This window comes from Fictibacillus sp. NRS-1165, assembly GCF_050468105.1.
Taxonomy (GTDB): domain Bacteria; phylum Bacillota; class Bacilli; order Bacillales; family Fictibacillaceae; genus Fictibacillus_C; species Fictibacillus_C terrinigri.
Map to the genome: position 1 here is coordinate 60,996 of NZ_JBDPNU010000043.1, position 17,342 is coordinate 78,337.

General features: G+C 43.5%; 20 protein-coding genes and 2 other annotated features. Of the genes, 1 reads left to right on the forward strand and 19 read right to left on the reverse strand.

The window, feature by feature from the left end; all coding sequences use genetic code 11:
• Nucleotides 1–15 precede the first annotated feature (15 nt).
• Nucleotides 16–1,041, forward strand: coding sequence for a cytochrome d ubiquinol oxidase subunit II (locus ABHN01_RS18295; protein WP_429876704.1), 1,026 nt, complete (start codon nt 16–18; stop codon nt 1,039–1,041).
• A gap of 7 nt (nt 1,042–1,048) precedes the next feature.
• Here ABHN01_RS18295 and ABHN01_RS18300 read toward each other — a convergent pair whose 3' ends face one another.
• From ABHN01_RS18300 to ytaF, 19 genes are all read right to left on the reverse strand, one after another.
• Nucleotides 1,049–1,303, reverse strand: a complete 255-nt coding sequence (locus tag ABHN01_RS18300; RefSeq protein WP_429876705.1) for a DUF1294 domain-containing protein — start codon at nt 1,301–1,303, stop codon at nt 1,049–1,051.
• Nucleotides 1,304–1,391: 88 nt separating this feature from the next.
• Nucleotides 1,392–1,751, reverse strand: a complete 360-nt coding sequence (gene rplT, locus ABHN01_RS18305) for a 50S ribosomal protein L20 (RefSeq protein ID WP_290398754.1) — start codon at nt 1,749–1,751, stop codon at nt 1,392–1,394.
• Nucleotides 1,752–1,785: 34 nt separating this feature from the next.
• Entirely contained in the window at nt 1,786–1,989 is a 204-nt protein-coding gene (gene rpmI / locus ABHN01_RS18310) for a 50S ribosomal protein L35 (protein WP_290398753.1), read from the reverse strand.
• Between the two features lie 24 nt (nt 1,990–2,013).
• Nucleotides 2,014–2,517 (reverse strand): translation initiation factor IF-3, encoded by a 504-nt coding sequence (infC, locus tag ABHN01_RS18315; RefSeq protein ID WP_290398752.1) that lies wholly within the window; start codon nt 2,515–2,517, stop codon nt 2,014–2,016.
• A gap of 65 nt (nt 2,518–2,582) precedes the next feature.
• Nucleotides 2,583–2,707: a sequence feature (ribosomal protein L20 leader region), on the reverse strand.
• 158 nt (nt 2,708–2,865) lie between these two features.
• The gene (gene thrS, locus ABHN01_RS18320; protein ID WP_429876706.1) at nt 2,866–4,797 is read right to left on the reverse strand and encodes a threonine--tRNA ligase; all 1,932 of its coding nucleotides are present in this window, start codon (nt 4,795–4,797) and stop codon (nt 2,866–2,868) included.
• A 56-nt stretch (nt 4,798–4,853) separates the two neighbouring features.
• Nucleotides 4,854–5,078: a binding site (T-box leader), on the reverse strand.
• A gap of 59 nt (nt 5,079–5,137) precedes the next feature.
• Nucleotides 5,138–5,995 (reverse strand): sporulation protein YtxC, encoded by an 858-nt coding sequence (gene ytxC / locus ABHN01_RS18325; protein WP_429876707.1) that lies wholly within the window; start codon nt 5,993–5,995, stop codon nt 5,138–5,140.
• Between the two features lie 108 nt (nt 5,996–6,103).
• The gene (locus tag ABHN01_RS18330) at nt 6,104–6,760 is read right to left on the reverse strand and encodes an amino acid ABC transporter permease (RefSeq protein WP_290398749.1); all 657 of its coding nucleotides are present in this window, start codon (nt 6,758–6,760) and stop codon (nt 6,104–6,106) included.
• 25 nt (nt 6,761–6,785) lie between these two features.
• The gene (locus ABHN01_RS18335) at nt 6,786–7,580 is read right to left on the reverse strand and encodes a basic amino acid ABC transporter substrate-binding protein (protein WP_429876708.1); all 795 of its coding nucleotides are present in this window, start codon (nt 7,578–7,580) and stop codon (nt 6,786–6,788) included.
• Between the two features lie 128 nt (nt 7,581–7,708).
• On the reverse strand, nt 7,709–8,815 hold the full coding sequence (gene mqnC / locus ABHN01_RS18340) for a cyclic dehypoxanthinyl futalosine synthase (RefSeq protein WP_429876709.1): 1,107 nt from the start codon (nt 8,813–8,815) through the stop codon (nt 7,709–7,711).
• Between the two features lie 160 nt (nt 8,816–8,975).
• The gene (locus ABHN01_RS18345) at nt 8,976–9,764 is read right to left on the reverse strand and encodes a glucose-1-dehydrogenase (protein WP_429876710.1); all 789 of its coding nucleotides are present in this window, start codon (nt 9,762–9,764) and stop codon (nt 8,976–8,978) included.
• Nucleotides 9,765–9,779: 15 nt separating this feature from the next.
• A complete protein-coding gene (locus ABHN01_RS18350; RefSeq protein ID WP_429876711.1) occupies nt 9,780–10,634 on the reverse strand; it encodes a GRP family sugar transporter in 855 nt (284 codons plus the stop codon).
• Nucleotides 10,635–10,753: 119 nt separating this feature from the next.
• Nucleotides 10,754–11,692 (reverse strand): primosomal protein DnaI, encoded by a 939-nt coding sequence (gene dnaI, locus ABHN01_RS18355; protein WP_290398744.1) that lies wholly within the window; start codon nt 11,690–11,692, stop codon nt 10,754–10,756.
• 15 nt (nt 11,693–11,707) lie between these two features.
• Nucleotides 11,708–13,087, reverse strand: a complete 1,380-nt coding sequence (locus tag ABHN01_RS18360; RefSeq protein WP_290398743.1) for a replication initiation and membrane attachment family protein — start codon at nt 13,085–13,087, stop codon at nt 11,708–11,710.
• 68 nt (nt 13,088–13,155) lie between these two features.
• A complete protein-coding gene (nrdR, locus tag ABHN01_RS18365; RefSeq protein WP_290398742.1) occupies nt 13,156–13,617 on the reverse strand; it encodes a transcriptional regulator NrdR in 462 nt (153 codons plus the stop codon).
• Between the two features lie 75 nt (nt 13,618–13,692).
• A complete protein-coding gene (locus ABHN01_RS18370; protein WP_290398741.1) occupies nt 13,693–14,088 on the reverse strand; it encodes a cytosolic protein in 396 nt (131 codons plus the stop codon).
• A 90-nt stretch (nt 14,089–14,178) separates the two neighbouring features.
• A complete protein-coding gene (speD, locus tag ABHN01_RS18375; protein WP_290398740.1) occupies nt 14,179–14,559 on the reverse strand; it encodes an adenosylmethionine decarboxylase in 381 nt (126 codons plus the stop codon).
• A gap of 310 nt (nt 14,560–14,869) precedes the next feature.
• Nucleotides 14,870–15,910: a glyceraldehyde-3-phosphate dehydrogenase gene (locus ABHN01_RS18380; protein ID WP_429876712.1), complete on the reverse strand. Its 1,041-nt coding sequence runs from the start codon at nt 15,908–15,910 to the stop codon at nt 14,870–14,872.
• A 129-nt stretch (nt 15,911–16,039) separates the two neighbouring features.
• Nucleotides 16,040–16,633: a dephospho-CoA kinase gene (gene coaE / locus ABHN01_RS18385; RefSeq protein ID WP_429876713.1), complete on the reverse strand. Its 594-nt coding sequence runs from the start codon at nt 16,631–16,633 to the stop codon at nt 16,040–16,042.
• An 18-nt stretch (nt 16,634–16,651) separates the two neighbouring features.
• Nucleotides 16,652–17,284, reverse strand: a complete 633-nt coding sequence (gene ytaF / locus ABHN01_RS18390; protein WP_429876714.1) for a sporulation membrane protein YtaF — start codon at nt 17,282–17,284, stop codon at nt 16,652–16,654.
• Nucleotides 17,285–17,342: the final 58 nt, after the last annotated feature.

The following is a 17,342-nucleotide window of genomic DNA, read 5'->3' on the forward strand; positions in this document are numbered from 1 at the left end:
GAAAGAGGGAGCATTATGAACGAAGAAGTCATTGCCATATTGGTCTTATGGACCTTTATCTTTATCTATAGCATTTTTGGATCCATTGATTTCGGAGCAGGGTTCTGGGCGATGGTTTACAACGAGCACCGGTCTTTTGCCGGAAAAATTGCGAACCGGTTCCTTTCACCGACCTGGGAGATTACAAACGTCTTTCTCGTCCTTCTCGTCGTCGCCTTCGTTGGCTTCTTTCCGAAGGGAGCATTTACACTTGGAACCGTTCTCTTGATTCCGATTTCTCTGATCTTATTTTTGCTTTCTATTCGGAGTGCTTTTATGGTATTTTCCTTTTCCGTTCAAGGATACCGCAAAACGATGTTTATTATCTCCGGTTTGTGCGGTGTTTTGATTCCCGCCTTGCTAATAACGGTACTGCCTGTTAGCCAGGGCGGATTTATTGAAGGAATGAACGGAAGAGATACACTTCTCCTTGGAAAGCTGTTTTCGAGTCCTTCTTTATATATGTACATTTTGTTTGGACTCACGTCTGAGCTGTTCCTCTCTTCCTTGTTTCTTGCGGATTACTCAAGGGTTTCAAAGCAGGAAGATGCCTATAGGCTCTACAGGAGAAATGCATTGCTGCTCGGCCCTTCTACCCTTCTGGCGGCCGTGATCACCCTGCTGGTGATACAGCCTGAAGCCGGCTGGCTGCTCGATAATCTGTATGATCAACGAATTTGGTTCATCCTCTCCCTCATAGCATTTGTCGTCGGCTATTGTTCTCTTTGGCTGAGGAACAAAGACGGACAAACAAGGGGTAAACCGCGTGTTACCCTCCTGGCCATTGTTGCTCAATACGGCTTTGCCAGCTATGGATACGGCATGGCCCACCTGCCTTATATTGTTTATCCGAACCTGACCATTTACGATGCGTTTACGGCAAAGGAAACGTTCTATTCACTCATGATCATGTATGCGGTCGGTTTAGCCATCCTGACACCTGGCTTCTATGTATTCTGGAGGCTTTTCCTTAAAGATAAACGTTATCTGCAGCAGGATTGAAATATCGTTAGATGAAGTACCTGGCAACGATGAAAAAATCGGCCAGCACGAGCAGGGGCACCCCGATCTGAAAGCTTGGATGCTTGGTTTTATGCCGGAATTGTGCCATACCGGCCCAGATGCCGCAGGCACCTCCAATGATCGCCACCAGCCAAAGCCGGCGTTCTGGCGTCCGCCACTTTCCTGCCTTTGCCGCTTCTTTATCATGATGCATCAGCCAGAAGGCAATGATATTAATAAGTACCAGATAAATGTAGATCATACCAATCAATTCTCCTTTATTCTATGAAAGCTGAATCTAATTAAAAAAGCCATTTCCTTCATGGAAAATGGCTTTTTGGGTGCTTAACTTATGCTTTTAGGCTGTCTTTTGCTTTAGAAGCAAGTTCAGCGAATGCTTTTTCATCAGAAACAGCGATTTCAGCAAGCATTTTACGGTTGATGTCAATGCCTGCAACTTTTAGGCCATGCATTAAACGGCTGTAAGAAAGACCGTTTGTGCGAGCCGCTGCGTTGATACGAGTGATCCAAAGTTTACGGAAATCACGTTTCTTTTGACGGCGGTCACGGTATGCATACATAAGAGATTTGAAAACTTGCTGTTGAGCAACTTTAAATAACTTATGTTTGGATCCGAAATAACCTTTAGCTAACTTCAATACTTTTTTACGACGACGACGTGACACATAGCCACCTTTTACTCTTGGCATTTTAAAACCCTCCTAGATATATGTGAATCGATTCTTATTTTTTCTTGTAAGTCAATAGTGTACGGATACGTTTGAAGTCTCCGCTTGTAACAATCTTAGCTTTACGAAGTTTACGCTTAGCTTTTGTAGATTTGTTAGCGAACAAATGGCTTGTAAACGCACGAGCACGCTTAAGTTTACCTGTACCAGTCTTTCTGAAGCGCTTTGCAGCACCTTTATGTGTTTTCATTTTAGGCATGATTGGATTCCTCCCTGATAATGATTATTTTTCGGTTGTTGGTGCTAAAATGAGGAACATGCTCCGGCCTTCCATCTTAGGTCGAACTTCAACCGTAGCAACGTCTTCACATTCTTTAGCCAATTTTTCAAGCACAGTTTTTCCGATTGAGGAGTGCGTGATCGCACGGCCACGGAAACGAATGCTTGCTTTCACTTTATCGCCTTTTTCAAGGAACTTGCGGGCATTTCTAAGCTTTGTGTTAAAATCATGTTCCTCAATTGTAGGGCTCAAGCGAATTTCTTTCGTTGTAACAATCTTTTGATTCTTACGCGCTTCTCTGTCTTTCTTTTGCTGCTCAAACTTAAACTTACCGTAGTCCATGATTCGGCATACCGGCGGTTTTGCGTTAGGAGCAACAAGCACAAGATCAAGATTGGCATTTGCCGCAATATCAAGAGCTTCATGACGTGTTTTAATCCCTAGCTGGCTGCCATCAGCCCCGATAAGTCTTACTTCACGAGCACGGATGCCCTCATTGACAGACATGTCCTTACTAATAGTAAGTCACCTCCAAGAATTTATGTGAGTCAGTTCCACTCAGCATTTTGTAAACAAATAAAAAAGCGTCGGCGCATACTGCACCCACACTACCTCATCATCATTTCTGAAAGTTCGGTCGACCAGCCAACTGCGTACGCGTTGGACAGGTGAGAAGCGGGTGCTTCTGCTTTGGTTCGAAACTCAACTATTTAATTACCTAAGTTAATATACCATTGTCAAGAACACCTTGTCAACTACTGTTCTTATTTTTCACAACAGAGTTTATTTTACATGAACCTTTTGAACATTGCAAGTAAAAAAAGAACTGCGAATGGACTTCGCAGTTCTGCTGAACTATCCTCTTTTATTCACTTGCTCAAGTATACTTGATTTGAACGCTTCAAAAGAAACAGTTTCTGATTTTTGCTCACCATACTTGCGGACGTTTACAGCTTGATCTGCGATTTCCTGATCGCCAAGTACGAGCATGTACGGTATTTTTTGCATTTGAGCTTCACGGATTTTATATCCAAGCTTTTCGTCACGATTGTCGACTTCCACGCGAATGCCTTCTTCCAGCAATTCATCGCTGATCTTTCTCGCATACTCTTCATGAACAGCGGATACAGGGATAATCTGAACCTGTACAGGTGCAAGCCATACCGGGAATGCGCCTTTGTATTCTTCAATCAGGAAGGCAACAAAGCGTTCCATTGTTGAAACGACACCGCGGTGAATGACAACAGGGCGGTGATCTTTGCCGTCGCTGCCTTTATACGTTAAATCGAAGCGCTCCGGCAAATGGAAGTCAAGCTGAACGGTAGAGAGCGTCTCTTCTTTTCCGAGAGCTGTTTTTACCTGAACATCAAGCTTCGGACCATAGAATGCCGCCTCTCCTTCTGCTTCTACATAATCCAAATCCATATCTTCCATTGTTTCTTTAAGGAGAGCCTGTGCTTTTTCCCACATCTCATCGTTGTTTACATATTTTTCCTTATCTTCAGGATCGCGGTATGAAAGACGGAACTTATATTCAGTAATGCCGAAGTCTTTGTACACGCGCTGAATAAGCTTTACTACGCGGATGAACTCATCTTTTAATTGGTCAGGACGCGCAAAGATATGAGCATCGTTCAATGTCATGGAACGAACACGCTGTAAGCCAGCCAATGCTCCAGACATCTCATGGCGGTGCATCGTGCCAAGCTCCGCTATCCGGATCGGAAGGTCACGATAGCTGTGCATGCTGTTCTTGAACACCATCATATGGTGCGGACAGTTCATCGGGCGCAGAACGAGCTGCTCGTTGTCCATCTCAATGGCAGGATACATGTCTTCTTTATAGTGATCCCAGTGGCCTGATGTTTTATAAAGCTCTACGCTTCCCAGGTGAGGTGTGTATACATGGTCATAGCCAAGTCTTACTTCTGTATCTACAATATAGCGCTCGATGATACGGCGGATGGTCGCACCCTTGGGAAGCCAAACGGGCAGGCCTTGTCCAATTTTTTGGGAAACGGTGAAAAGATCGAGCTCTTTCCCGAGTTTACGGTGATCGCGCTCTTTTGCCTCCTGAAGGTAGACAAGATGCTGATCCAGCTCTTTTTGGTTAAGGAACGCAGCCCCATAAATACGCTGAAGCATCTGGTTGTCGCTGTCCCCTCTCCAATATGCCCCTGAAATGCTCATCAGCTTAAAGGATTTGATCTTCCCTGTGGAAGGAACATGTGGCCCGCGGCAAAGGTCAAAAAATTCGCCTTGCTCGTAGATTGTAATTACGGCATCCTCCGGAAGGTCACGAATAAGCTCCAGTTTCAGGTGATCGTTAATGCCTTCAAAGATGGCGATCGCTTCTTCCCTGCTGACTTCTTTACGAACAATCGGAAGGTTTTCGCTTACGATCTTTTTCATTTCCTTCTCAATCTTCGGAAGATCTTCGGGTGTCAGCGCTTCTGCGAGATCGATATCATAGTAAAACCCGTTTTCAATAACAGGCCCAATACCTAGTTTTACATCCTTATAGATGCGTTTAATCGCTTGTGCCATTAAGTGTGCTGTACTGTGGCGTGTCATCTCAAGCCCTTCCGGTGAATCTTGAGGAACGATCTCAATGGATGCATCCACCTCAATCGGACGGGTGAAATCATACAATTCCCCGTTTACTTTACCGGCAACCGATTTTTTCTTCAGACTGGAACTGATGGACTCCGCTACTTGTTCTGCAGTGATTCCTTTCGGGTACTCACGGACAGAGCCATCAGGAAATGTAAGCTTAATGTCTGTCATTGTTTATCTCTCCTTGGTCAAAAATTAAAATAAAATACAAAAAACACCCGTCCACAAAAAGGGACGAGTGTTGTACTCGTGGTTCCACCCTTGTTCCACCGCACTATTGTGCAATGGCACTCGGTCAAGAATTAACGGCTTTGGGCCGTCAGCGATTACTTTGCTTCACCGCTGAAGTTCAAAGGGGGTAAGAAATTTTTCCGTGTTAAGATGCTTTCAGCCTCAGGCATCTCTCTCTATAAACCGTAAAAAATATCCGTTGTCCTTATCTTTACTGATTCTGGTATCCAATTGATACAATTATTATATTCATACTGTCTTGCAAAATCAAGAGCAATCCTTATCTTCCGTCCATCTTTTCGAGAAATTTATTCCGGAAGGCATAAAACAGTTTCAAGGGCTTTTTAATCAGTCTTTCCTGAAAGACGTTCTGCAATGTATGTATCATGCCATGATTTTCCTCTTCCAGGTACAAATACAGCACTTCCGGAGCTAAACCCATGATCGGACCCAGTACTTTTTCGTCAAGGTCAAACTCTTTCGTCAGAACCAATGCTCGCTCATGCATGAGCTGCAGGACCTTTTCACTATACCGCCTGAATTGATCATCGTACAGCTTAAATTTTCCATCGAACGCCACATGAATTTCTGAAGTAAGAAATGGCTGATCAGCCGCACATTTTCTCAATTGTTCGATGAAAGATTGATACTCGAGCTCGAGTTTATATTCATCAATCGCACATTCGACGTAAACTTGAAGAAGATCAAGGTACTCCTTCAAACGGAACTGTACAAACGATTCAAAGGTAAACGACAGCTCTTTTTCGGATAATATTTTCCTCCATGCTTCCTTTACATGATAATCGCAAGTATCCAGTTCTTTTACCGCGGGCACTTCCTCTCGCTCCTGCTCGATAAATTGCTTGGCGATCGCAGCAATCTCTGCCTGCTCTTGTTTATCAGTAAAACAAAAAAAATGTTCAATAAAATAAAGGATGCGCGATTCCTCCAGCTTTTTTCGAGTATAACAAGCCAGCACCTGAACAATAGAATCCAGATGCTCTGCGGTATTTACCAGTAACGAGCGGCTTTTTACTTCTACAAAGGAAGGTTTTATATGAAGTGATCGAGCAATCTGCGTCAGTTCCTTTTGTAATTGGTTATTTTCTTCATAATCTGCAAAAATAAGTTCGGCCAACCCTGTCCCTCCCCCAAACACTCGATGTTACACTATATGGGACAAAGCCATGAAAAATGAACTCTTTTCAAAGATTAATTAAAAAACAGCAGGTTTCCCTGCTGCGGTTTAATCCAGTGCATATTTGCGTTCAAGAAAGTTTAGAAGCTGTGTCAAAGTCAGAGTAAGAATCAGGTAGATCAGCGCTACCGTTAAAAACGGCTCCCATGGACGGTAATATTCACCCATCATCGCTCTTCCCCAATACATCAGTTCTTCCGTTGCGATAATGGCTGCCAGTGAAGAGTCCTTAATAAGAACGATAAACTCGTTGCCTAGTGGAGGAATCATGCGTTTGGAAGCCTGGGGAATGATGATATGCTTCATGGTCTGCCCATGTGTCATCCCCAATGAACGTGCCGCTTCTGTCTGTCCTTTATCAATGGATTGAATACCTGCCCGGAATATTTCCGCGATATATGCAGCAGCATTCAGAGAAAGTGCTGTTATCGCGGATATAAGCGCTACAGGAGGTTTCATAAACAATGGCATCACAGCAAAATGGATCAGCAGGATTTGCACGAGAAGCGGTGTTCCCCGGAAAAAGTTGATGTACCATATGAAAGGCTGCCGAATGATCTGAACAGAAGACATTTTCCCGAGGGCAATCAACAGGCCGAGCACAGTGCCCAAAATAATGCTCGCGACTGAAATTTCAATCGTAATCCATGTCCCTCTGATAAAAAAAGGCATGTATTTTTCGATAAGGTCAAATTTAAAATCCATGTGTTCCTCCGGTCATCATGCAGGTTTATTTTTTGAGTGCATCAAGGTTTGGTTCAACTTTAAACCATTTCTTATAAATTTTTGTGTATGTTCCATCTTCAATGACCTTTTTCAAAGCTTTATCCACTGTTGCTTTGTCTTTACTTCCTTTCGGAAGCGCTATCCCGTAATATTCGGATTCAAAGTTCGTTTTGTCATTTACAACGACAAGTTTTTTATCAGGATTGTTTTTTGCATATTCGTCTACTACTGTGTTATCTGCAACCACTGCATCCACTTCTCCATTCAGCAATGCTTGAATGGCTAATACGTTGGATTCATATTTTTTTACCGAGGCATTGTCTTTCCCGAACTTCTTCTCTAACGCCTCCTGCCCTGTTGTACCGTTTTGGACACTGACTTTTTTCCCTTTTAAATCGTCTACACTTTTTATATTTGATTCTTGTTTCGTGAGGATTTTATTGATGGATTCAAAGTAAGGTGTGGAGAAATCATAAGATTGTTTTCTTTTGTCATTGATCGTGATGGCTGAGATCCCAGCCTGCACTTGTTCATCTCGCAGTGATGCAAACAGTGGTTCCCATCCCGTGTTTTTTAGTTTATAATCCAGCTTGGCTTCTTTCATTACAGCCTTGAGCAAATCAACATCAAATCCGACAATTTTCCCGTCCTTTAAGTACTCAAACGGTGCATATGCCGCATCTGTTCCAACTACGAATTCCTCACCCGACGCACTTCCTGGTGTCGATGTCGACTTGCCCCCGCATGCCGCCAGTGCCAGCAAACTCATCAGCGTTAATAATAACACCACTTTTTTCATTCTTTTTCCCCCTTAATTTATGTAATCCCCCCTATTATAACAAAATTATTAAAAATAAAAATATTCCAATAATTAATTTTATGATAAAAAAAATCCTCACCCAGCGGGCGGGGATTTTAAATGTTTAGTTAGTTCTGCATGACGAAATCTTTTTCGGCAGTTTCTTCTTCATTGAACACACGAAGTATTTCGTATTTGGTATTACGCTGGGCAGGAATTTTGCCCGCTTCACGGATGAGGCGCAGTGTCAGGTTCGTGTTGACCTTATGCGTCGTTCCTGCCGCCGAAACCACATTCTCTTCCATCATTGTGCTTCCAAAATCATTGCAGCCATAATGCAGAGATTTCTTTCCGACTTCTGGACCCATTGTCACCCATGAAGACTGGAAGTTAGGGATATTATCCAGGAACAGGCGTGAGATCGCAACATTTTTAAGATATTCACCCGGTGTTGTTTTCTCACCCTTTAAGTTCGTGTTATCGGGCTGGAACGTCCAGGAGATGAAGGCAAGAAAACAGTTCGTTTCATCCTGGGCATCACGAACACGCTGCAGATGCAGCGCTCTCTCTTCAAATGTCTCGCCGAAACCGATAACCATCGTTGCCGTGGAATGAAGGCCGACTTTCTTCGCGGTTTTCATGCAGTCGATCCACTCAGTCCATGACCCTTTCAGACGGCTGATTTTTTTCCTCGTACGGTCATCCAGGATTTCAGCTCCTCCGCCAGGCAGCGAATCTAGCCCTGCTTCCTTCAGCTCTTTCAGGACTTCTTCCAACGAAAGGCCTGAGACTTCAACCATCTTCCAGATCTCTGCCGGAGAGAAAGAGTGCATCGTAATATCAAAGCGCTTTTTAATATTGCGAAGCAGATCCGTGTAATAGGAGAATGGAAGATTTGGATTTGTTCCACCCTGCATCAAGATCTCTGTTCCTCCAACATCGATCGTTTCCTGGATTTTTTGGAAGATCACTTCATCATCCAAAACATAACCTTCCTTGCTTCCAGGCGGGCGATAGAAGGCACAGAAACGGCAGTATGTATCACAAAAATTCGTGTAGTTTACGTTTCGACCAATGACAAACGTTGTGATCGGCTCTGGATGCCAGCGCTTCATGATCACATCGGCTGCCTCACCCATTTTTTCAACTTCATCACTCTCATATAGTGCAACCGCATCCTCGACAGTTAATCGTCTGCCATCAAGGGCTTTCTGCAAAATCGCATCAATGCTCATCTATATTACCTCCAGTTACGGACATCTTATGTAGCATTCTATTATCCTATCACATTTTAATAAAATTTGCGAAGCGGGGCTGCAGCGGAAAGATGCTGCCACAAAAAAGGACAAACCGTCGAACAGACGGTTTGTCCTGGGATGATTATTCATTTTATCCTTAACCCCGGCCTGCCTGAAACGATGGATATAACGTCATTCCACCGTCAGCGACGAGTGTATGGCCCGTAACATACCTTGACTCCCTGGAAGCGAGCCATACAGCGACCGACGAAATTTCCTCCGGTTCAGCGATATATCCCATTGGAATTAACTTTTCAACATCCGCTTTTTTACCGGGATCTGAAAACTTTTCGGCATTGATCGGTGTGTTGATCGCCCCTGGGGCAATGGCATTGACCCTGATTTTCTTCGGTGCGTACTCCATCGCCAACGTTTCGGTCATAAGTTTCACACCGCCTTTGCTTGCTGCATAGTGCACAAAGTGCGGCCAAGGAATGATCTCGTGTACACTCGACATGTTAATGATGCAGCCCTCAATGTTATTCTTCAGAAAATAGGAGATCGCTTCGCGGCAGCCAAGAAACTGTCCGGTAAGATTGGTTGCGATTACTTTATTCCAATCCTCAAGAGAAAGCTCGTGAGAGGGAACCTCGTTTTCGATACCTGCGTTATTAATCATGATATCCAGTCTTCCGAAGTTCTCCACTGTGCGTTCGACCATATTTTTAATATCTTCCTCTTTCGTTACATCTCCCTGAACCGCGATCGCTTCTCCACCGAGATCTCTCAGCTCTTGAAGCAGTTCTTCCACTTCATTGCCCTTTTCAGTAAAATAATTGACAGTGATCTTTGCTTTTTCTTTTGCAAAACGCTGAGCACATGCCTTTCCGATTCCTGTACTCGCTCCTGTAATAACAACTGCTTTTCCTTCTAGATCTGTAAACATGAACTTATCCGCTCCTTAGCTTTTTGTGAAACCGAGCATTACGCCGCCTGCAATGATAAGTAAACACCCTGCTATAACGAAGATGATCTGGCGCTTCGATTTCTTCTCCTTCAGGATGAAGATGCCGCCGAGTGTGGAAATGATAATCCCTGTCTGTGACAGAGAGAAGCTCGTTGCCACCCCGATTTTCGGCAAAGAAAGCAACAGGGTGATATTCCCGGTACTCCAAATAACACCCGTAAGTATATTTCTGACCGCAAATTTATTAAAAGGCTTCCCAGTAAACGTCAGGAGCAAACCGCCGATAAACATCCCCGCTGCCTGCGGTAAGATCGCTTCCCATCCTCCAACCTTAAACCAATTCACAATAACCACATAGCCGACATAGCCTGCGGTAGACAACAGCAGAATAAGAAAACCTTTTTTATAGCTCTTCCCACTGTCCTCCTGGCTGCCTTTATCTCTGAGCGAAGTGAATACTGCCCCCAAAATAATAACAGAGATCGAGATGATCCCGATGATGATTTCCGTTTTTGTTTTCCACTCATGGAAGACGAGGACACCAAAAAGTGTGGTCCCGAACAGCTGCATTCCTGTTGACAATGGAACTATTTTGGATACGCCCAGGTGATCAACGCTGGCAAATTGAAAACGCTGGCCAACCACCCAGAATGCCCCTGATACGGCACCTACGATTAAAACCAGGGTGTTGATCTCCGGGTGGACGATAAAAAATGTGATCACTGAAAAGACAAGAGCACCAATGGTCATACCCAGTGTTTGGCTGTATGAATCTCCTCCAAGTTTTTGGCTGACCAGTACGATGCTTCCCCAGCAAACTGCTGTAATGACTGCTAGAATGATTCCCATATTCATTTCCTTTCTGTCTGCTGATTCTCTAGGTAGTATTTGCATCTTCCCGAAGATTCATGAGATTAAACAAAAAACCCCTATCTTTTTTTTTAGATAGGGGTTTCTCGGAAACAGGATTACTGCTGAGTCCTGAAGTTTTTATCTCCACCGATAAAGATCGGCACAGCAAGATGACGTATGCGTTCCATGATCCGTTTCGCTTTTGCCTGCTCCAGGCCGCCTTTCTGCGAGTAGGAAAAATGCTCTTCAAGCAATGTAAAATCATAATTGGACGAGTACAGTGTCGGCAGCCTCTCCATCATTCGGTATTGAAGAATGACGCCTATGATCTCATCTCTGACCCAGTTCGTCATGTTTTCAGCACCGAGGTCATCCAGCATAAGGACTGGCACGGTTTTCAGAAGCTCCATTTTTTCATTGAAGCTGCCGTCCGAAAGGCTGTTTTTCATCTCCCGCAAAAACTCTGGAGTGTGAACGAGCAGCGAAGGGATCTGCCGCTCAGCTAATGCATTAGCGATGGCACCGAGCAGATAGGTCTTTCCAACACCGAATTTGCCGTAAAAATAGATTCCTTTTGCTGCTTCTCCGGAAGAGGCTGACTTTACAAAATCCCATGCCGCGCCAATCGCTTCTTTTCTGTCCTGATCAATGCTGTGAAGGCGGTCAAACGACGCTTGAAGTATATCTTTTGGAATAAAATAGCTTCTGATAAGGGCACTCATCGACTTTTGTTTTTCATCCTGTTTCTTCAGCATGCATTTTTCATAAAATATATCGATCTGGTTTCTGTCGGCAGCCAGCTCAGGCTGATAGCCTTGCATCAGGTTCGGGCAAAGGTCAAGCCCCGGGCAGCTGGAACAATGGTTTTTTTCCTTAGAATACTCATAGAGCTTGGTCAACCCTTTTTCAACGCTTGACTGATTTAGTTCAGGGTTCTGCTCAAGGAACGAGCGAACATAAGGATCCTCGAGTACATGCTGCTTGATTCGGTCATACTCCTTTTTAAGCTGATCATACCCCTCCATTTTTTTAACGGCGTCCATCATCGATTCCATGTCTGTTCCCCCCTTTTACATTTCTTTCAGCAGGTTTTCAAGCCATTGCTGGTTTTGCTCTTCCAGATCATTATTGCTGTTCTTTTCTTTTTTCCCTGTTCCAGATTCTTCATCCTTCAGCCAGTCCGGAAGGCGGGCGCCTTTCTTCTGCTTTCCATTTTGTTTATATGAATTGGTCTGCTTACGCTCTTGCCATTCCTTGTACTTTTGCTGTTCTGCACGGGCAAGCGCCATCGCTTCCGGTACAGATTGCACTTTTTTCCTGGCCCAGTGGCTTGCAATTTTCTCGACGAATGAACGGTTAAGCCTAAGATCGTTGGTCTTCAGCACATAATCGATCAAAACATTGACCACACCTGGCGTCATTTTCTGCTCCAGCATCAGGTAGGTAACAATATTCAAATCGACTTCTGCCGGCTTCGTTCCGGAATGAAGCTCAAGTAATTGATAAGGCGATATTTCCTCAAAGAATTTTATCACTTTTTCTTCTTCTGTAACAGGCTCCGTGCCTGCCGAAGATTTTAAGGCCTGCGGCTGGGTCCGGAGAGCCATCTGCGGAAGCTGGTTATTGTTTTCAATCCTGTACCATTTTTGTACTTCTTTCCGAAGGTTTTCAATGGTCAGCTCTCCATGAAGGTGGTAAGCGTTTTGTATTTGCCTGCTCATTTCAATAGGTCCCATCTGGTATACATATGCCAGCTTCAGTATCGATTCCCTTATAGACGGTGTTATGACCTCCTTTGGAAGGATGAAGCTTGAAATGCTTGAGATCAACAATTCAAAATCAAAGTCGTCAAAGGCGATGGAGAGCGGATTGCCCAATTTCCTATCAGCCAGATTCGCCTGCGAACCCTCCTGGATTTCCGAATATGTTCCTGCGGTCATTTCCGAGGGATGGAGCGAGACAAAGATATCATTGAATGCTGAGGTGATCTCCTCGTACTCGTCCATCTTCGTTTTTTCTTGTATAAAATGGTCACGCATCTCACCATATTTTGTTTTGCCCAACCGGTTGTACAGATAAATGTTTAAAACCCCGTCATTGAAAAATTCAGCGGGAGATAAAGGAGTTTGCAGCTCATAGAGGTAGGCTCTTGATTCGTCCGTCTCCCTCTTAAAAGTCTTCAGCAGTCCGATTGCTTCCAGCTTTTTCCGGGATGAGATAATATCCTTTAATGAAAATTGGGTGACATTCATAAGTCTTTGATGCGATTGTTGTTTTGGTGCCTCCATATCGGCATCACACCAAAAGGTCATATATAAACTATAGGCAAATGCGCCTATTAACGGCTGGTACAGCATGGTCAATACTTTGCGGTCGATATGATGAAGATAACCGCTAAATTGAACCTCATATGTATCCACCGGGACAATTTCTTTCCAGTGTACACTCATGGTTCTCACCTTTCGAAAAAAAGTTTTTGCTTGATAAAAAAAAGCGTAAAACCGGTGTCTTACGCAGGTTATTGCTCGTCTTTTTTTATTAATTCTTTCAGTTCTTGTATAAATACATTAATGTCCTTAAATTGCCGGTATACCGAAGCAAATCGGACATAAGCTACTTCGTCCGTGTCCGCTAGATAATCCATGACTTTTTCGCCGACTTCTTTGCTGTTTATCTCTGAAATCCCTTGGTTCCTTAAGTCTTTTTCAATATGATCTACGATATTTTCAAGAACTTCTAAAGGTACGGGGCGTTTTTCACAAGCTTTTATGAGTCCGCGAAGAATTTTTTCTCTGCTGAACTCCTCCCGGGTACCCTCTTTTTTCACAACAATCAGCGGTATTTCTTCAACTGTTTCAAAGGTTGTAAATCGATAGGTGCATGACTCGCATTCCCGTCTGCGGCGAATCGATCTTCCCGAATGGACCGGTCTAGAATCAAGCACTTTTGTACCGTTAAACTGACAGGACGGACAACGCAAAGCAGATCAACTCCAAAAATTAATTAACCTCTATTATAATTCTATCTTAGACAAAAGGAGGGCATGTGACAAGAATTAATTGTTTTCCAGCAAGGAGGTACCAATAAATTCAAGTCTCCCCTTCAACCCTTCATTTATAGATAGGATTACCTTCCTGCTGTATCCAAAGTCAATAGGAAGCGGGGATTCAGATGTCACGTTAATATCTACGGCCGTTTTAAAAGGTCTGAGAGAGGTTGCAGTGATAACAGCAAAAGCCTTCCTTGGAGAAGTCACTTCAAAAGATAGTTCTCCGCGCTCCTTGGATGATCCAAGCAGTTTATAATTGCTTTGCTGCTTAACGAGCTCTTCGACCGCTTCCATAACTTTCGTGCGGTTCGCTTTAAAATAATGGGTTTGGAGTAAAGGGTCCTGATGGTTCTCGGAAGTTTCTGAATTATTTTTCAAGATATTTTGCAGCCTTTTTAGCATGTTTCTCCTCCTCTTGACTCTTCTATTTAAACAGAAAGTAAAAAAAGAGGTGCTAAAACACACCTCTTTTTCGACTTAGCTTTCATTTTATTAATTAGCGGCAACTTTATTTTTAACTTTAACAGGACCCATTCCACGTGGAACCTCTAGATTTTCACGGCTGTTTGCTTCCAAAGCCTGTGAAATATAATCAGCAGCCACATTTGGATCAATACGATCCCCACAAGTGTATACATCGATGCTTGCATAACCATGCTCTGGAAAACTGTGAATTGTTAAATGTGATTCAGAAATAATAACAACCCCGCTCACGCCATGCGGCGCAAACTTATGAAAAGCAACCTCACGAATTTCTGCACCTGCTCTAAGGGCAGCGTCAACAAACGTCTCTTCAATAAATCTCATGTCATTCAGCTTTTCACTGTTGCATCCCCAAAGTTCAGCAATTACGTGTCTTCCCATTGTATCCATATTAGCATAGTCCCCCTTAAAAATTTTTCATGCCTTCAAGCATGCGGTATTGAACACCTACCACGGGGGAAAGTTAGTCCTAAGAGGTCCTAACCCTTTAAGTAGAATCCAACGCCTTGGTTTGCTTTATTTGAAGTTCACGAATCATAGTATACTTGTTTTATTTTTCATTTGCAATAATTAGTTTGAAATTTCCCTTTAAATTTTTATGTAAAAAGTAAACGCTTTACAAGGTGGAATTTGTTCGGAAAATGAGAAAAAACGGATTGAGCCGCAAGCCGGCGCCATCCGTTTTTCCATTCAAGGTTTTTTATAAGGAAGCAATCTTCATGTCTGCTTTTTGAGCTAAACCCGAAGCCACAAGGCCTGCAAGATCAACAACGCGGCAAGAATAGCCCCATTCGTTGTCATACCAGGCGAGTACTTTTACTTTTTTATTTTCAATCACCATGGTAGAAAGACCGTCAATGATCGAAGAATTCTCATTGCCATTATAGTCAATAGAAACGAGCGGCTGTTCGCTGTATCCAAGAATACCGTTTAATGATCCTTCAGACGCGGCCTTTAATGCGTCATTGATCATCTCTTCTGTCACATCCGTTTTTAGATCTACAACTAAATCCACAAGGGATACATTGGGAGTGGGCACGCGCAGCGCCATCCCGTTCAATTTTCCAGTGAGATGAGGCAGAACCTTGGAAATGGCTTTTGCTGCACCGGTAGACGTTGGAATAATCGATTGTCCGCACGCCCTTGCACGTCTGAGATCCTTATGCGGGTTATCAATATTCCTTTGATCATTGGTATACGCATGAATCGTCGTCATCATCCCTGATTCAATACCGAACTGTTCATCAAGCACTTTCACAACAGGGGCCAGGCAGTTCGTCGTGCATGATGCATTGGATATAATATGGTGTTCGTCCGCTTTGTAATCGCTGTCATTTACACCCATAACAATCGTAATATCTTCGTCTTTTCCAGGTGCCGTGATGATGACTTTTTTCGCTCCTGCCTGCAGATGGTAGCCAGCTGTTTCTTTTGTCTTAAATTTCCCGGTAGCTTCGATTACGATGTCAATACCGAGGCCTTTCCATGGCAGTTCTCTTGGATCACGAGAATTTAATAGAAGGACTTTTTGCCCGCTCACCATTAAGTAGCCTTCATGGGCAGTTACTTCACCATCAAACCTGCCGTGAATTGAGTCATACTTAATCATATGTGCTAACGTTTCAGGAGGATAGCTTGCGTTGATTGCTACGACCTCAAACTCGTTATTTTCCTCCATCATCTTACGAAAAACCATTCTTCCGATCCGCCCGAGTCCATTAATCGCTACTTTTGCTTTCATGGTGTGCTCCCTCCATTTATGTTATACTTTTTAATCTCTTTTTCTACAATTAGTATAGCATATTTAGATAAAAAAAGAACATCATTTTATTAAAATGGGCAAAAAATAAACCTCTGACTAATCAGAGGTTTAAATGATCTTCCATTCTCTCAATTGTTCATCCAATTTTACTTTTAGCTCCTCGAGTGAACCATTGTTTGTAATCACAGCATCCGCCAGCTCCACTTTATCCTTTAAAGGCATCTGTGAAGCAATCCTGCTCCTTGCCTCCTCCTCAGTGAAGTTGTCTCTCTTCACTAACCGGCTGAATTGAGTTTTCTCATCCACATAGATCAGCAGTGTGCGATCTACCATATGAGTCAATCTGCTCTCAAACAACAAGGGAATATCCATGACCACATGAGAGAATCCTTCCATCAGGTAGTGTTCCGCTTGCTTTTTCATTTCTAGCCTTACTGCCGGATGAACAATTCCATTCAGCGCTTTCCGCTTCCGGGCATCTGTAAAAATGATGCCTCCGAGTTTTTTCCTGTCAATGTTCTCCTCTTCGTCCAATACTTCTTTTCCAAAGTGCTCTACGATTTTAACGTAGGCAGACTGGCCTTGCTCCACAACCTGGCGCGCGATAAGATCTGCATCAACAACAGGGATATTATAGCTTCGCAAAAGATTGGAAACCGCGCTTTTTCCGCTGGCAATTCCGCCGGTCAGGCCAATAATCATGATTGTATAAGCCTCCTATTACATTTTCAGCAATCCAATAATAATCAGTAAGATCCCGGGAAGAAAGGTAAGCTTCTTCATCCATGTAATTCTGGACAATGAAAAGCCTAACTTCATCCCTCCAATGACAAAGATTGAGCTCATTGCCGCTACCGTAAATGCCGTAAGAAAAGGAGGCATATTCACCATCGCAGCACCAATCCCCGCTCCAAAAGCGTCGAGAGAAAGGGCGATGCCCAGCAGGACCGCCTCCCACCCATTAATGGAGCCGGATTTATCAAGATCTGCGATCGTCGGCTTGCTTAGGATTTGGATCATGATTCCCAGTGATTTTATTTCTAATTTTACAATAATCTTCTCTTCAGGTATAGCCGATACCTTTTTTTCAGGCTTGGCTACTTGGTACAAAAAATACGAACCGAGACTTAAAAGGATCAAGCCGCCGGTTACCTGCCCGGCATGCGGGGATAAAAAACGTTCTAAAAAGTGACCGAACCCCATGGCAGCAAAAAAAGTGATGGCTGAACAGATGGAAATGATGATGACCGACTTTAACGGAATCTTTATTTCCTTCATGCCATACGTCAGCCCCGTACCAAAGCTGTCAAGGCTTACTGCAAACGCCAGTAAGAGCATCGAAAAGGACACCATAACGGCAAAAGCTCCTTTCATACCACGTGCTGTAGTATATGAAAGGAGCTTGGGAACT

Bases quoted from the DNA above. Each gene is read 5' to 3' on its own strand.
- ABHN01_RS18345 (WP_429876710.1), bottom strand. From the start codon at position 9,764: ATGTTTACAGATCTAGAAGGAAAAGCAGTTGTTATTACAGGAGCGAGT.
- coaE (WP_429876713.1), bottom strand. From the start codon at position 16,633: ATGATTATTGGCCTGACCGGCGGAATTGCCAGCGGAAAAAGCGCGGTT.
- ABHN01_RS18335 (WP_429876708.1), bottom strand. From the start codon at position 7,580: ATGAAAAAAGTGGTGTTATTATTAACGCTGATGAGTTTGCTGGCACTG.
- ytaF (WP_429876714.1), bottom strand. From the start codon at position 17,284: ATGGTGTCCTTTTCGATGCTCTTACTGGCGTTTGCAGTAAGCCTTGAC.
- dnaI (WP_290398744.1), bottom strand. From the start codon at position 11,692: ATGGAATCGATGATGGACGCCGTTAAAAAAATGGAGGGGTATGATCAG.
- rpmI (WP_290398753.1), bottom strand. From the start codon at position 1,989: ATGCCTAAAATGAAAACACATAAAGGTGCTGCAAAGCGCTTCAGAAAG.
- speD (WP_290398740.1), bottom strand. From the start codon at position 14,559: ATGGATACAATGGGAAGACACGTAATTGCTGAACTTTGGGGATGCAAC.
- ABHN01_RS18360 (WP_290398743.1), bottom strand. From the start codon at position 13,087: ATGAGTGTACACTGGAAAGAAATTGTCCCGGTGGATACATATGAGGTT.
- mqnC (WP_429876709.1), bottom strand. From the start codon at position 8,815: ATGAGCATTGATGCGATTTTGCAGAAAGCCCTTGATGGCAGACGATTA.
- ABHN01_RS18295 (WP_429876704.1), top strand. From the start codon at position 16: ATGAACGAAGAAGTCATTGCCATATTGGTCTTATGGACCTTTATCTTT.
- ABHN01_RS18380 (WP_429876712.1), bottom strand. From the start codon at position 15,910: ATGAAAGCAAAAGTAGCGATTAATGGACTCGGGCGGATCGGAAGAATG.
- ABHN01_RS18330 (WP_290398749.1), bottom strand. From the start codon at position 6,760: ATGGATTTTAAATTTGACCTTATCGAAAAATACATGCCTTTTTTTATC.
- infC (WP_290398752.1), bottom strand. From the start codon at position 2,517: ATGTCTGTCAATGAGGGCATCCGTGCTCGTGAAGTAAGACTTATCGGG.
- rplT (WP_290398754.1), bottom strand. From the start codon at position 1,751: ATGCCAAGAGTAAAAGGTGGCTATGTGTCACGTCGTCGTCGTAAAAAA.
- ABHN01_RS18350 (WP_429876711.1), bottom strand. From the start codon at position 10,634: ATGGGAATCATTCTAGCAGTCATTACAGCAGTTTGCTGGGGAAGCATC.
- ABHN01_RS18370 (WP_290398741.1), bottom strand. From the start codon at position 14,088: ATGCTAAAAAGGCTGCAAAATATCTTGAAAAATAATTCAGAAACTTCC.
- thrS (WP_429876706.1), bottom strand. From the start codon at position 4,797: ATGACAGACATTAAGCTTACATTTCCTGATGGCTCTGTCCGTGAGTAC.
- ABHN01_RS18300 (WP_429876705.1), bottom strand. From the start codon at position 1,303: ATGATCTACATTTATCTGGTACTTATTAATATCATTGCCTTCTGGCTG.